Source organism: Streptosporangium subroseum (genome assembly GCF_900188345.1).
Taxonomy (GTDB): Bacteria; Actinomycetota; Actinomycetes; order Streptosporangiales; family Streptosporangiaceae; genus Streptosporangium; species Streptosporangium subroseum.
Map to the genome: position 1 here is coordinate 14,880 of NZ_FZOD01000033.1, position 13,395 is coordinate 28,274.

At 70.1% G+C, this 13,395-nt stretch carries 13 protein-coding genes; 4 read left to right on the forward strand and 9 right to left on the reverse strand.

Annotated features, from left to right (window positions below):
* Nucleotides 1–7: 7 nt before the first annotated feature.
* Nucleotides 8–643 carry a hypothetical protein gene (locus CHC08_RS27835; protein ID WP_089210339.1) on the reverse strand — a complete coding sequence of 212 codons (636 nt, stop codon included), beginning with the start codon at nucleotides 641–643 and terminating at the stop codon, nucleotides 8–10.
* 17 nt (nucleotides 644–660) lie between these two features.
* On the opposite strand from CHC08_RS27835, the gene CHC08_RS27840 reads away from it, so the two are divergent.
* Nucleotides 661–843 carry a hypothetical protein gene (locus tag CHC08_RS27840; protein WP_089210340.1) on the forward strand — a complete coding sequence of 61 codons (183 nt, stop codon included), beginning with the start codon at nucleotides 661–663 and terminating at the stop codon, nucleotides 841–843.
* 71 nt (nucleotides 844–914) lie between these two features.
* Here CHC08_RS27840 and CHC08_RS27845 read toward each other — a convergent pair whose 3' ends face one another.
* From CHC08_RS27845 to CHC08_RS27860, 4 genes are all read right to left on the reverse strand, one after another.
* A complete protein-coding gene (locus CHC08_RS27845; protein WP_143653370.1) occupies nucleotides 915–1,646 on the reverse strand; it encodes a VC0807 family protein in 732 nt (243 codons plus the stop codon).
* A gap of 108 nt (nucleotides 1,647–1,754) precedes the next feature.
* On the reverse strand, nucleotides 1,755–2,855 hold the full coding sequence (locus tag CHC08_RS27850; protein WP_089210342.1) for a Gfo/Idh/MocA family protein: 1,101 nt from the start codon (nucleotides 2,853–2,855) through the stop codon (nucleotides 1,755–1,757).
* Nucleotides 2,852–3,601: a sugar phosphate isomerase/epimerase family protein gene (locus CHC08_RS27855; RefSeq protein ID WP_089210343.1), complete on the reverse strand. Its 750-nt coding sequence runs from the start codon at nucleotides 3,599–3,601 to the stop codon at nucleotides 2,852–2,854. The genes CHC08_RS27850 and CHC08_RS27855 overlap by 4 nt, the downstream gene beginning before the upstream one ends.
* A gap of 60 nt (nucleotides 3,602–3,661) precedes the next feature.
* Nucleotides 3,662–4,615 (reverse strand): ROK family protein, encoded by a 954-nt coding sequence (locus CHC08_RS27860; RefSeq protein ID WP_245878606.1) that lies wholly within the window; start codon nucleotides 4,613–4,615, stop codon nucleotides 3,662–3,664.
* Between the two features lie 438 nt (nucleotides 4,616–5,053).
* Between CHC08_RS27860 and pgm the strand changes: the two genes are divergently transcribed.
* From pgm to CHC08_RS27875, 3 genes are all read left to right on the forward strand, one after another.
* Nucleotides 5,054–6,691 carry a phosphoglucomutase (alpha-D-glucose-1,6-bisphosphate-dependent) gene (gene pgm / locus CHC08_RS27865; protein ID WP_089210345.1) on the forward strand — a complete coding sequence of 546 codons (1,638 nt, stop codon included), beginning with the start codon at nucleotides 5,054–5,056 and terminating at the stop codon, nucleotides 6,689–6,691.
* Between the two features lie 335 nt (nucleotides 6,692–7,026).
* Nucleotides 7,027–8,256 carry a metal-dependent hydrolase family protein gene (locus CHC08_RS27870; RefSeq protein WP_089210346.1) on the forward strand — a complete coding sequence of 410 codons (1,230 nt, stop codon included), beginning with the start codon at nucleotides 7,027–7,029 and terminating at the stop codon, nucleotides 8,254–8,256.
* A 174-nt stretch (nucleotides 8,257–8,430) separates the two neighbouring features.
* Nucleotides 8,431–9,363, forward strand: a complete 933-nt coding sequence (locus tag CHC08_RS27875) for an NADP-dependent oxidoreductase (RefSeq protein ID WP_245878607.1) — start codon at nucleotides 8,431–8,433, stop codon at nucleotides 9,361–9,363.
* Nucleotides 9,364–9,435: 72 nt separating this feature from the next.
* On the opposite strand, the gene CHC08_RS27880 is transcribed toward CHC08_RS27875, so the two are convergent.
* From CHC08_RS27880 to CHC08_RS27895, 4 genes are all read right to left on the reverse strand, one after another.
* Nucleotides 9,436–10,680: an RNA polymerase sigma factor gene (locus CHC08_RS27880; protein ID WP_089210347.1), complete on the reverse strand. Its 1,245-nt coding sequence runs from the start codon at nucleotides 10,678–10,680 to the stop codon at nucleotides 9,436–9,438.
* The gene (locus tag CHC08_RS27885; protein ID WP_089210409.1) at nucleotides 10,677–11,072 is read right to left on the reverse strand and encodes a YciI family protein; all 396 of its coding nucleotides are present in this window, start codon (nucleotides 11,070–11,072) and stop codon (nucleotides 10,677–10,679) included. Before CHC08_RS27885 ends, CHC08_RS27880 begins: the two co-directional genes overlap by 4 nt.
* 88 nt (nucleotides 11,073–11,160) lie before the next feature.
* A complete protein-coding gene (locus CHC08_RS27890) occupies nucleotides 11,161–11,532 on the reverse strand; it encodes a VOC family protein (protein ID WP_218825512.1) in 372 nt (123 codons plus the stop codon).
* Nucleotides 11,533–11,797: 265 nt separating this feature from the next.
* Nucleotides 11,798–13,315 (reverse strand): MFS transporter, encoded by a 1,518-nt coding sequence (locus tag CHC08_RS27895; RefSeq protein ID WP_218825513.1) that lies wholly within the window; start codon nucleotides 13,313–13,315, stop codon nucleotides 11,798–11,800.
* Between the last annotated feature and the right edge of the window lie 80 nt (nucleotides 13,316–13,395).

The following is a 13,395-nucleotide window of genomic DNA, read 5'->3' on the forward strand; positions in this document are numbered from 1 at the left end:
CGTAGACCTACCCCAGCTTCACCGTGATCTCTCCTCCGAGCTGGAACCCGCCGGACAGCTCGAGGTCGTCCCCGCTCCAGAATCGGCCGGGGTCGTACCAGTTCGGCCTGCGACCGCCGGGGAGCAGTCCCATGGCCTCGTAGGTCACGGCGACGACCTCCGCGCAGTAGGCGCTCTCCAGGGCGCTCTCCTCCGATCCCCGCGTCAGGATCTTCGGCACCCGCCCCTTCATCCAGCGTCCGGCCAGCCTGGCCGTGGAGGGGAAGGGCGTGCCGTCCAGGCGGGCGATGGTGCGCAGGACGGCGTCCTCCATCTCCGGAGGAGTCTGGGGCTCCAGCTGGCGCAGCCACGCACGCTGGCCGTACCTGGTGGCCCAGACGGAGACCGCGTCGCGCAGGTCGTGCAGCTGGACGCCCCGTTGGTGGGTCCCCGACCACAGGTCGGGCAGGGAACGGCCGAGCTCGGCGTGCCACATCAACGGCGGCATGTCGTCGATGACGACGGACATGCCGACGTGGTTGACCGGGCTGTTCGTCATGGTCTGAATGGCCCGGTCGGGCACGGTCCGGCCGCGGAACAGCCACATGTCACCGGTACGGGTCAGATTCACGGCCTCATCGAGGCTGATGCTCTTGCCTGGCATTCCGCTAGCGTAGGCACATGCGATGGTGGAAGGTACTCGGTCTGGCAGGTGTCGCCGGCGTCGCGGCCACGGGCGTGGTCATGGTGCGGGCCGAAAGGAAACGACAGGCCTACACCCCGGACGAGATCCGGACCCGGCTCCGTGCTCGCCTGGAGGAGTCCGCGGCGGGTGACCCCAAGGCCATCGGCCGAACCCCCTAGGAATCGATCCCGGCGCCGCCGGCGCTCCGGCCACGGGTCGTGACCTTCACGTTCGCGGGTGCCCGCGGGGCTCACTTCGGGCCGCCGACCTCCAGGGGACTCCCGGGGAGGTCGGCCGCCGCCTGCCGGTAGAGCGCCGACCGGGGGTCATGCAGCCCCGCCCGCATCTGGTAGACGTTGACGATCACCAGCATCAGAACCGTGAAGATCCCGTACTGCACGCCGCCCAGTCCCACCGCGAGGTCGATCGGGAAGGTGTAGACGATGACGACGCGGACGACCGCGTCGACCAGCGACCCGATGCCCCAGGCGACCGTGCAGACCCGCCACAGCCGGCGGAAGTCCGGCGAGCGGGCCCAGAGATCGTCCCACGACTCCTCCCTGGCGCCGATCCGCCCCTCCAGCAGGGGACGGGAGAACCGCAGGGCCAGCGGTTGCGAGCCCCTGGCGGTGACAAGGAACCACCCGCCCACGGCGACCATCAGCAGGGCGTCCTTGGCGAGCAGCAGCCGGGTGCTTCCGCTGATGAGCGACAGGCCCGCGCCCGCCAGCATCACGATCGTCATGAAGAGCCCGGCGGAGTCGAGCCTCCGTTCCCTGACAAGGGTGACGACCATGCTGGTGCTGGGCACCAGGGAGCTGATGAGCAGGGAGGGGAGATAGTCGACGTCCATCGCGCGCAGGCCGTAGTAGAGCCCGATGGGCAGCCCGAAGTCCACCAGCATCAGGATGGCCGCCCCGCGATGGCGGCCCCTCGCCTTCGGCTCCGCCTTCTTTACTTGCATGAGTAACAAATAACTCATATGAGTAAAATAGGCAAGCGCGGAGAGAAAAAAGGACGGCGGGACGGCTCGCCGCCGTCCCGCCGTCCTGTCGGTTCGTGCCGTCTACGCCGTCGCCCGGCTCAGGCCCTACCCGTGGCCCTTCACCGGATCCCACCCCTCGGACAGCGGCTCGGGCATCGGGCAGGTGCTGCCGACCTCGAGGAACTCGGACCGCTCGGCGGACTCGGCGATGGCCAGCATCGTGTCCAGGACGTGCAGGCCCAGCTCTCCGGTGGCGCGGTGCGGCCGGCCCTCGCGGATGGCCTGGGCCATGTCGAGCACGCCCAGACCACGACCGGCGGTGGTACCCGGCGTCGGGACCGGGGTCCACTCGTCGTCGCCGGCCCGGCGCAACCGCACCTCGCCGCCGAAGGTGTTGGGGTCGGGCACCTCCATGGTCGCCTCGGTGCCGGTGATCTCGATGAACCCCCAGCGGGGAAGCGGCGAGTCGAAGGTGAACACCATCGTGGCGGCCTGCCCGGCGGCGAACTCCACGAGAGCCGCCGTGTGGGTGGGGACCTCGACCGGGAAACGGGTCCCGGCCCTGGGCCCCGAGCCGATGATCCGCTCCTCCCGTGCCCGGCGGGCCATCGCGGCCACCCGCCGGGTCGGCCCGAACAGCGTGACGAGGGCGGTCAGGTAGTAGGGGCCCATGTCGAACAGCGGTCCGGCGCCCCGCTGGAACAGGAACTCCGGGCTGTGGTGCCACGATTCGGGACCGGGGCTCTGCAGCAGTGTCAGAGCGGTCAGGGGGGCGCCGATCGCCCCTTCGGCGACGAGCCGGGCCGCGGTCTGCAGACCGGCGCCGAGGAAGGTGTCGGGAGCGCTGCCCAAGCGCACCCCCGCCGTCGCGGCGGCCTCCACCAGCTTCGAGCCGGACTCCCTGTCCAGGGTGAACGGCTTCTCGTTGTAGACGTGACGCCCGGCCTCGACCGCCGCCATCGCCACCGCGGCGTGGGCGGACGGGATCGTGAGGTTGACGACCAGTTCGACGTCGGGGTGGGCCATCGCCTGTTCCGGAGTGGTCGCCACCGGCACGCCGTACTGGCTCGCGACCTCCTGGGCACGGGCCAGGTCGAGGTCGGCGCAGGCCACCACCCGCACGTCGGGGAAGGTGATCAGGTTGCTCAGATACTGGTGGCTGATGGTGCCGCAGCCGACGATCGCCACCCCGAGAGGGCTTGTCACGGGCTCACCCGCCCCGCGGCGACCAGGCCGGTCAAGTAGGCGTGGCTGTCGGCCAGCGCCTCGACCATGTCGGTGGCGCAGTGGTCCAGCTCCACGATCCGCACCGCGTCCGGCGCGGTGGTCAGCGCGTTCACGATCGGCACGCTGCCCGCGCCCACCGCCGTCATCGGCCCCTCCTTCGTCGCCGGCCCGTCCTTGACGTGCAGGTAGCGCACCCGCTCGCCCAACCGGGTCAGCAGCGCCGACGGGTCGACCCCGCCGGTCGCCGCCCAGTAGACGTCGACCTCCAGGAGCACCTCGGGGGCCAGCAGCTCGGCCAGCACCTCCAGGGCGGGACGGCCGTCCACCGACTGTTCCAGCTCCCACCAGTGGTTGTGGTAGCCGAGCCGCAGACCGTGGCCGGCCGCCTCGACGGCCGCCTCGTTGATGGTCCGGGCGGCCAGCTCCAGCCCACCCAGGTCGGCGAACCACTCGGCGGGAGCCATCGGCACGATGACGGTGTCCGCCCCGATGACGGCGGCCGCGGCGAGCACGCTCGACCGGCGCTCGTCGAGCAGCGGGCCGTGCACGCTGCACACCGTCAGCCCGGCCTCCTCGAGGTCGGCGGCGAGCCCGACCGGATCCACGTGCGGGTCGTACGGCTCGACCGCGCCGTACCCTATTTCGGCGATGCGGCGTAGCACGGCGCGGCGGTCGACGGCCGTCTGCTCACGAACGGAGTACAACTGGACGGCGAGTGGGCTCATCCCAGGTCCCTTCGACGTTTGAGGATCTGCTCCGCGCCGGAGGAGTTCCCCCGGCGGTGTTCAAGGGCCCCGGTAAGGCGTTCTCCCCTCGGAGGGAAGGACCAGGGCGGCGGCGCCGTACAGACCCGCGTCACGTTCCAGCGTGGTCCGGCTGACGGTGAGGCGATGCAGGAAATCGAGCCCGGCCTGTTTGGCGACCGCCTGCCGCAGCGGGGCGAGCAGCGTCTCACCCGCCGCGGCCACGCCGCCCCCGATGACAACGTCGTCGACGTCGAACAGGGCGGCCGTGGTGAGAATCGCCGCGGCCAGCGCGTCCGCGGTCCGCTGGAAGGCCAGCTGCGCGACGGGAACCCCGCGGGCGGCGTCCGCCGCGAGCGCCTTGGCGTCCGGGTGCGCGGCCGGGCAGGTCCAGCCGTTCGCCAGCGCCCAGCGGACCATGCTGGGACCGCTGGCGATGGTCTCCAGGCATCCCACCGCTCCGCAGGGGCAGCGCTGCCCGTGCGGGTCTATGGCGATGTGCCCGATGTGACCGGCGTTTCCCGTCGGCCCCAGGTACGGCACGCCGTCCAGGACCAGCCCGCCGCCCACGCCCGTGGACACCACGATGCCGAGCAGGACCCGGGGGGCCGAGCCATGCCCGCCGTGCCCGCCTCGCCACCACTCCCCCAGCGCCATGCACTGGCCGTCTCCGGCCAGCGCGACGGGAAAGCCGTGAGGATCGGGAAGGTCGTGAAGGTCGGCAAGGAGCTCTCGCACGGTGTCGACCAGCGGGAAGCCCCGCCAGGACGGGATGTTGACCGGGCTGACCGTGCCGGCGAGGGCGTCGATGGGACCTGCGGAGCCGATCCCCACCCCGGTCAGGCCGGCGGCTCCGGCGTCGCGGACCAGCGAGGCCAGCGTCGCCACGGGATCCGGTCCCACCGGCAGCTCCGCCCGCCGGGTCATGGTCCCGTCGGGGTGAACGACCGCGACGGCGAACTTGGTGCCGCCGATGTCGATTGCCAGGGCGGTCACAGCCGGACCTCGCCGACGCTTCTGAGCAGGGAGAGGTTGGCGGTGGCCGATACGGCCACCACGCGGCTGTTCACGGATTCCTCCGATGTATTCGGTGGTTGAGAGGTTCGCAGATCTGGGCAAGCAAACCGGGCAAAGATAGCAAACACCCCGAACGTACGACGTCGATGACAACGTTGTCAACGGCGCGCGGCAACGTGCTTCGACGGACGGGTTCCGGGGACCGGGCAGACCGGAAGCCGGGGCGGAGAGACGCCGACGGCACAGCGGGGACGGGCGCTCCGGGAGATAGGACGAGGTGGCGCGGAGACGCGCCGGCGGCGTGGCCGACCGGCGCTGAGGATCACCCGCTAGATTTCCGCACATTCGAGATCAAGTATGCGGTCTTCTCGAATTTGAGGGTAGATACGGTTGGCAGGGATGACTTGGGAGATTTTTATGACGTATGAACGCGCGGGGCAGCTCGCCCAGCCGTCCGATCTTGTCGACGTGGCCCGTCTGGTGACCTCCTACTACGCGCTGCACCCCGATCCGGGAGAGGTCGGCCAGCGGGTGGCGTTCGGGACGTCGGGGCACCGTGGTTCCTCACTGAACGTCGCGTTCAACGAGGACCACATCCTCGCGACCAGCCAGGCCATCGTGGAGTACCGCGCGGCGCAGGGAGTGGACGGCCCGCTGTTCCTGGGCGCCGACAGCCACGCGCTGTCCGAGCCCGCGCAGGTCTCGGCGCTGGAGGTCTTCGCGGCCAACGGGGTGACGGTCCTCATCGACAGCCGGGGCGGCTACACCCCGACGCCGGCGGTCTCGCACGCGATCCTCACCCACAACCGGGGGCGTACGGCCGGACTGGCCGACGGGGTGGTGGTGACCCCCTCGCACAACCCGCCCGGTGACGGTGGCTTCAAGTACAACCCGCCGCACGGCGGCCCGGCCGACACCGACGCCACCTCGTGGATCCAGGACCGCGCCAACGCGCTGATCGCCGACGGCCTCAAGGAGGTCAGGCGGATTCCCTACGTCAGGGCGCTGGCCGCCGACACCACCGGCCGTCACGACTTCCTCGGCCACTACGTCGACGACCTGCCGTCCGTGCTGGACCTCGACGCGATCCGGGCGGCGGGGGTGCGCATCGGCGCCGACCCGCTGGGCGGGGCGAGCGTGGCCTACTGGGGGGAGATCGCCGAACGGCACCGGCTGGATCTGACGGTGGTGAACCCGCTGACCGACCCGACGTGGCGGTTCATGACGCTGGACTGGGACGGCAAGATCCGGATGGACTGCTCGTCGCCGTACGCGATGGCCTCGCTCATCGCCAACCGCGACGCGTTCGACGTCTCCACGGGCAACGACGCCGACGCCGACCGGCATGGCGTCGTCACTCCCGACGGGGGGTTGCTGAACCCCAACCACTACCTCGCCGTGGCGATCTCCTACCTCTACTCCCACCGGCCCGGCTGGCCGGCGGACGCCGGGGTCGGCAAGACGCTGGTGAGCAGCGGCATGATCGACCGGGTGGCGGCGGATCTGGGCAGGCGGCTCATGGAGGTGCCCGTCGGGTTCAAGTGGTTCGTGCCGGGACTGCTCGACGGCTCCCTCGGTTTCGGCGGTGAGGAGAGCGCCGGGGCCTCGTTCCTGCGCCGCGACGGCTCGGTGTGGACCACCGACAAGGACGGCCTGATCCTGGCGCTGCTGGCCGCGGAGATCATCGCGACCACCGGCCGCTCACCGAGCGAGCACTACCGCGACCTGGTGTCCAGGTTCGGCGATCCCGCCTACGCCCGGGTCGACGCCCCGGCGAGCCGGGAGGAGAAGGCGGTGCTCGCCAAACTCTCGGCCGAGCAGGTCACCGCCGACACCCTCGCCGGCGAGCCGATCACGCAGGTGCTGACCTCCGCCCCCGGCAACGGCGCCGCCCTCGGCGGGGTCAAGGTCTCCACCGACAGCGCCTGGTTCGCCGCCCGGCCCTCCGGTACGGAGGACGTGTACAAGATCTACGCCGAGTCCTTCAAGGGCCCGGAGCATCTGGCACGGGTGCAGGAGGAGGCCAGGAACCTGGTGTCGGCGTCCCTGGGCTAGAACAACCGGCTGAACAACGTCCTGGGCGGCCTCTCGGAGCCGGCGATTCTGACGGACGGCCGATCCGGGACGTTGCGCCGGACCGTCCGTCGATCTCCACCTGGAACCCGGCAAACATCCGTCTATCTCTACCTAGAACCCAACAAAAAGGGGTGTTAAGGTCATCCGTCACATATAGATCGTCATCCCTTCGTTGTTCCCCATCCCCGGCAACTCAGGACCTGCGGTGAGGCGCGAGCCCGCCGTCCGTCGTGGGTGGGCGGGAATCTCCGGAGACGGCGGGGAGAGGCGCCGGACGCGGACGCCGGTATGCGGCGGACAGGGATGGAAGCGGCATGTCGACGTGGTTCAGCGGCGCGGTGGTCATCGACGGTAGCGGGCGCGACCCGGTTCGAGGACAGGCGGTGGAGGTCGACGGGGGGCGGATCGTCCGGGTGGGCGGGACGCCTCCGGCGGGAGCCGAGGTGGTCGAGTGCGACGGGCTGACCCTCACTCCCGGGCTCATCGACGCGCACGTGCATCTGGGGCTGAGCAGCGACATCGACGCCAGCCTGCGTCGGGAGCTGTCGGTGGCCGAACTGGCCGCGGACATGTTCGCGAACTGCACGCGGACGCTGGAGGCCGGGTTCACCACCGTGCGGGACGTCGGAGGCATCGACGGGGGACTCGCCGCGGTCGTCGCGCGGGGTAAGGTCCGGGGTCCGCGGATCCTGCAGTGCGGGCCCATCCAGTGCCAGACGGGCGGGCACGGGCATTTCGCGGCCGACTGGGAGCCGACCTCCGACTGGAGTGACCACCACATCCCGGGGTTGCGGTCGATGGCGCTGCTGTCGGACGGGCCGGACGAGATGCGTAAGAACGTGCGGGAGTCGTTCAGACGCGGGGCCGAGTTCATCAAGCTCTGCGTCACCGGCGGGGTCGTGTCCAAGCACGACAAGCTGACCGACACGCAGTTCACCGTGGAGGAGATCGCGGTGGCCGTGGAGGAGGCGGCCGCGCGCGGCACGTACGTCACGGTGCACGCGCACAACAACCAGGGCATCCGCAACGCCGTCAAGGCGGGGGCGCTGTGCGTGGAGCACGGCTCCGAGATCGACGAGGAGACCGCCACGCTGATGGCGGCCCACGGTGTGGCGCACGTTCCGACGCTGGCGGTGGTGCACGCCCTGACGGAGAACGCCGCGGCCAGTGGGTTGCCGACGGCGATCGCGGACCGGCTGGGGATCGTGATGCAGGGGCAGATCGACGGGTTGCTGGCCTCTCGCGAGGCGGGTGTGCGGGTGGGGCTCGGGTCGGACCTGATCGGGCCCGATCAGTCCGGCCGCGGGTACGAGCTGGTGCTCAGGTCGAAAATCGAGACGCCGATGGCCGCGCTGGTGTCGGCAACCAGCGTCAATGCCGGGATTCTCGGGATCTCCGACCAGGTCGGCACGGTGCACGAGGGCAAGCGGGCCGACCTGGTGGCCTTCGCCGGCAACCCGCTGGACGATCCGTCGATCTTCGCCGACCGGGCCAGGGTGGCGCTGGTGGTCCAGAACGGCGACATCGTGGTGGACCGGCGCTAGCGCCGCTGTCCGGGTCGAGGCCAGGGCGTGAGTGTGGCCGTCGCAGTGGGCACGGGCCGCGTCGACTTCGGGAAGGTTGGCATCGGCCCGGTCCTTGACCGCGTACGGCAGTTGGTGGAGGCTGCGGCCGAGCCCGATGATCTCGTAATCCCCCCGGACACGAAGGAAAATGGCATGACCATGCGCGCAGTAGTCATCCGATCGGTCGGCAGTCCCGATGTCGTGGAAATCGCCGAGGTCCCTCGCCCGGAGCCGGGAGCCGGACAGATCAGGATCAAGGTCGAGGCCGCGGCCCTCAATCCCGCCGACGCCGGCCTGTGGAGCGGCGGGTTCGGCCCGGTCCCCGACGGGGAGTATCTCGGGCTTGGCTGGGACGTCGCGGGAACGGTCGACGCCGTCGGCCCCATCACCGACCTCACCGTCGGCGACCGTGTCATCGCGATCATCCACGGGGGCGGGAAGCCACTGGGCGGCCAGGCGGAATACGTCGTGGTCGAGCAGTACGCCGCCGCCCTCGCCCCCGCCCGCTTCGACTCCGCCGCCGCCTCGACGCTGCCGCTCAACGCGCTCACCGCCGTCCAGGCCCTCGACAACCTCGGACTGCGCTCCGGCGACACCCTCGCGGTCACCGGAGCCGCCGGCGCCGTGGGCGGCTACGCCCTGGAGATCGCCCGGACTCGCGGTATACATACGCTGGCACTGGCCCGGCCGTCCGACGAGGAGTACGTCACCGGCACGCTCGGCGCACGGTGGTTCGTGACCTCCGGTGACGACCCCGCCGCGGCGATCCGCGGCATCTGGCCCGACGGCGCCGACGGCGTCCTGGACGCGGCGGTGCTCAGTGACGCCGTGACCGGCGCCGTGCGTGACGGAGGGAGCTACACGGGCCTGCGGGGTGACCGGATCCCCAGGCCCACCCGCGGCATCAAGATCCACCTGACGAGCGTCGCCCCCGACGGCGCCGGTCTCACCAAGCTGGTCCACCTCGCCGACGCGGGCCTGCTGACCCCCCGGGTCGCCCAGACATACCCGCTGGCCGATGCGGCCAAGGCCCACGCCCTGATGGTCCAGGGCGGCCTGCGCGGCCGGGTCGTGCTGATCCCCTGACCTCCGGCCCACCTCCCCGGAGACGGAATTCGAGACTGGGCAACCGCCGCTGTCGGCCGTGACCGGCGGCCGTCAGGAAGTGAGTCGCGCCGCGCGGCTGTGCAGGTAGTGCTGTTCGGGGAGGCTGGTGGTCAGGCGTGCGGCCCTGCGGTAACAGGACAGGGCCGCCTCGTGATCACCGGCCATCTCCAGCAGGTGCGCCCGGACCGCGTGCAGCCGGTGGTGGCCGGCCAGCCGACTATCGGTGTTCAGGGGGTCGAGTAGCGCGAGCCCGGCGTGCGGGCCCCGCACCATGGCGACCGCGACGGCGCGGCCGAGGGTGACCATGGGATTGGGGGCCAGGTCTTCGAGCAGCCGGTACAGCTCAACGATCTGAGGCCAGTCGGTGTCCTCGGCGCGGGCCGCCTCGCCATGCACGGCGGCGATGGCCGCCTGGAGCTGGTACGGCCCCAGCGGAGCGCGGGCCAGGGCGCGGGTGATCAGGGAAATGCCCTCGTCGATGGACTCCCGGTTCCACAGGCCGCGATCCTGTTCGGACAGCGGGACCAGACTGCCGTCAGGCCGGGTGCGCGCCAAGCAGCGCGCGTCGATGAGCAGCATGAGCGCCAGCAATCCGGCGACCTCGCCATCGTCGGGTAGTGCCCGGTGGCCGATTCGGGCCAGCCGAATCGCCTCGCCGGTCAGGTCACCGCGGTGCAGCTCCGGGCCCGAGGTCGCGGTGTAGCCCTCGTTGAAGATGAGATACAGCACGTGCAGAACGACGCGAAGCCGATCCGTCCGCTCGGGCTCCGGCGGCATCTCGAACGTTGCGCCGGCGGCCCTGATGCGCTGTCTGGCACGGCTGATGCGCTGGGCCATGGTCGTCTCGGGGACCAGGAACGCCCGCGCGATCTCCGCCGTGGTCAGACCGCCGACCGCGCGCAGTGTGAGCGCGATCTGCGAAGGCGGGGTGAGACTGGGATGGCAGCAGAGCAGCAGCAGGATCAACGTGTCGTCCTCGTCCCGCGGTTCCCCGGTGTCGGCGGCGGGCGCGAACAGTTCGTCCGGCGGGGGCCACGAAGCGATCATCTCTTCTCGCTTTCTGCTGGCCAGTTCGCTGCGGAGCTGGTCGGTCATCCGGCGGGAGGCGACCGTGATCAGCCATCCCGAAGGGTTGTCGGGCACCCCGTGCACAGGCCATTGCGTCGCGGCGGCCAGTAACGCCTCCTGGACCGCGTCCTCGGCGGTCTCGAAGTTGCCGTAATGCCGCACCAGCGCGGCGAGGACCTGCGGCGCCGGCCGGCGCAACAGGTCCTCGATGTCGTCGCCGGTGTTCACATCTCCTGACCGGACATGTCCATGATCGGATGTACTTCCACTGCGGCGAACCGTGCGTCGGGGATGCGCGCGGCGATCTCGCTCGCCCGCTCCAGGCTCTCGCAGTCGACCACGACGTATCCTGCCAGCTGCTCCTTGGTCTCGATGTAGGGCCCGTCCGTGGTGGCCGGGACACCGTCGCGCACCCGAACGCTCCTGGTGTTCACCGGGTCGGCCAGCGCCGCGGCCACGATCAGCTCACCGGATTCGGTGATCTCCCGCTGTAGGGCCTCGGCCTGCCTGGTCAGCTCATCGCGCTCTTCCGCCGGCATCGCCAGGAACTGCGGATTACGCAGGAACAGCGGATGCGCCCAGCTCTGTGGGTTGCTGTAGATCAAGAGCAGATATTTCATCTCGACTCCCTCTTCGAGCACGATACCCAGGGCGGTGAGATCCGGCCCTCGGCTATGGCTGATCGACCGGCGACGCGCGGCGCCCCGATCAGGCCGATGGACCGGCGACGCCGATCACGTTGCCCTCGGGGTCGATGAAGTGCCCGACCGTGAAATCCCCCGACTTCGGCTCTGGGCCCATCAGGCGCCTCCCGCCGAGGCTCTCGGCCTGCTGGAGCACGGACTCGACGTCGGGTACGCCCACGTAGAACAGGACCCGGCGCTCATGGCCCTGGCCACCGCCGATACCGCCGTTGATGCCGTCCCCCTCGCCGGTCGTGCTCCCATCCACGAAGCCGTACAGACCCGGCTGCGAGACTTTCTCGGTGACCGCGTCGCCCATCTGGAACTCCCAGTCGAACAGTTCGCCGTAGTAGCCGCGGAGCTTCGCGGGGTCGCTCCCGATAATCTCAAAATGCACCACAGATCGTCCCATGATCAATCCTCTCCTCGCCGATGGCCCGGTGCCTCGTCGCGTATCGCTGGTGGGTTTCTCAGAGCAAAGGTCGGAGCGGAAGGCTCGATTTCGACATCCCAGCCCCGAAGACTTTGCGGGTCTTCCCCGTGCGCCGGAGCCCGTGGAACTCGGTGTGGCCCGCTCCGCGCGGCATCGAACTCTTCCAAGCTCCGCGACCGGCCTCCCGAACCTCGAGACCGTCTCATTCGGACTCGGCGTGTTGTGATGCTCATCGCGCGATCCGGCGGCGGTTCTCCGTCACGGACAGGTCCTCGCTCCTGGAGGCGGCCGAAGTCGTGTCCCGGGTGTGGCGGGTGAGCGGCCTCAACAGCACCAGCGCGACGCCCAGGCCGATCAGGGCGATGACGAGGTCGGCGGTGAAGCCCGCCTGGAATCCCTCGGTCATCACCGTCGGTACGGTCGAGTCGCCCCCTTGGGAGACGACCACACCGGAAACGACCGCGGCACCCAGCGCGCCACCGATCTGGAAGGCCGCGTTGCCGGCGCCGGAGGCCACGCCAACGTTCTTCGCGTCCACCGAGGACAGCGCCGCGGAGATCGCCGCGACCGGCCCGCCGCCCAGCCCGAGACCGAAGAGGAGCAGGCCCGGGAACAGATGACCGAAGTAGGTACCGTCGGCCGGCACCTGAGAAAGCAGGAACGCTCCGATGCCCATCAGCACGATGCCGACGGCGGCCACCGGGCGGAAACCGAACTTGGTCACGCCCGCCTGGCCGGCGTAGGCGCCGACGAGGGTCATCAGGGTCATCACCAACAAGCCGAGGCCGAACTGCATCGGCGTGTAGCCGAGTACGCGCTGCGCGTACGCCGAAAGGGTGATGGACATCCCCAACGCGGTCATGGCGAAGAAGACCATCGCCAGGTTGCCTCCGACGAACAGCCGGGAGCGGAACATCCGCAGTGGCATCAGAGGCGCGGCCGACCGGCTTTCGACGACGATGAACAGGCCTATCAGAACGACCGAGCCAAGCAGCATGCCCACCACCGGTCCGCTGGTCCATCCTTCGGAGGGAGCCCAGACGATCGCGCCGGTCAGCAACAGAAGCCCAAGAGTGATCGTGAGTGCCCCGGCCGGATCGTAGGATCCCACCTGATCCCTTTCCCGGCCCTTCGGGAGCAGAACGGGGGCGAACACCAGCAGTCCGACGGCCACCGGAACGTTGAGGTAGAAGATCCACTCCCAGCCCAGGCTTGCGGTGATCGGGCCGCCGATCAGCAGCGCCGCCGTGGCCCCAAGCCCGCTGGCTCCCGACCAGTAAGCCAGCGCCTTGTTGCGTTCGGCGCCGTCCGGGAACATGTTCGTCAGGATCGCGAGCGCGGACGGCGCCATGATGGCCGCAGAGATCCCCTGGACAACGCGGGCTCCGATCAGTGCGCCCGCCGACCAGGCGAGGCCGCACAGCAACGAGGACACCAGGAACAGCACCGTTCCGACGATGAACATCGGGCGCCTCCCGCGCAGGTCGGCCAGCCGGCCGCCGAACAGCAGCAGGCTGCCGAAGGTCAGCATGTAGGCGCTCAGCACCCACTGCCCCTCCCCCGCCGTGACCTGCAGTTCCCGTTCGATCGACGGCAGCGCCAGGATCACGATCTGGGAGTCGAGGATCACCATGAATCCGGTGACGCAGAGTAACGCCAGTGCCTTCCAACGCTGCGGGTCCGGCGCCTGGGGCTCTGGCCCGGGCTCGGCGGTCGCAGCCGGTTCGGATTGGAATCTGTCGGTCACGTCGTTCCCTCCAGGTGGGATTACCTGCCACCTTGAACGTCGGAGCCGACCGTCCGATCTCGACATCAACGGTCCGGGCA

What these genes read in the sequence shown, in the direction of transcription:
- CHC08_RS27835 (WP_089210339.1), bottom strand. Translation starts at nt 643, where the DNA reads ATGCCAGGCAAGAGCATCAGCCTCGATGAGGCCGTGAATCTGACCCGT.
- CHC08_RS27840 (WP_089210340.1), top strand. Translation starts at nt 661, where the DNA reads ATGCGATGGTGGAAGGTACTCGGTCTGGCAGGTGTCGCCGGCGTCGCG.
- CHC08_RS27845 (WP_143653370.1), bottom strand. Translation starts at nt 1,646, where the DNA reads ATGAGTTATTTGTTACTCATGCAAGTAAAGAAGGCGGAGCCGAAGGCG.
- CHC08_RS27855 (WP_089210343.1), bottom strand. Translation starts at nt 3,601, where the DNA reads ATGAGCCCACTCGCCGTCCAGTTGTACTCCGTTCGTGAGCAGACGGCC.
- pgm (WP_089210345.1), top strand. Translation starts at nt 5,054, where the DNA reads ATGACGTATGAACGCGCGGGGCAGCTCGCCCAGCCGTCCGATCTTGTC.
- CHC08_RS27870 (WP_089210346.1), top strand. Translation starts at nt 7,027, where the DNA reads ATGTCGACGTGGTTCAGCGGCGCGGTGGTCATCGACGGTAGCGGGCGC.
- CHC08_RS27875 (WP_245878607.1), top strand. Translation starts at nt 8,431, where the DNA reads ATGACCATGCGCGCAGTAGTCATCCGATCGGTCGGCAGTCCCGATGTC.
- CHC08_RS27885 (WP_089210409.1), bottom strand. Translation starts at nt 11,072, where the DNA reads ATGAAATATCTGCTCTTGATCTACAGCAACCCACAGAGCTGGGCGCAT.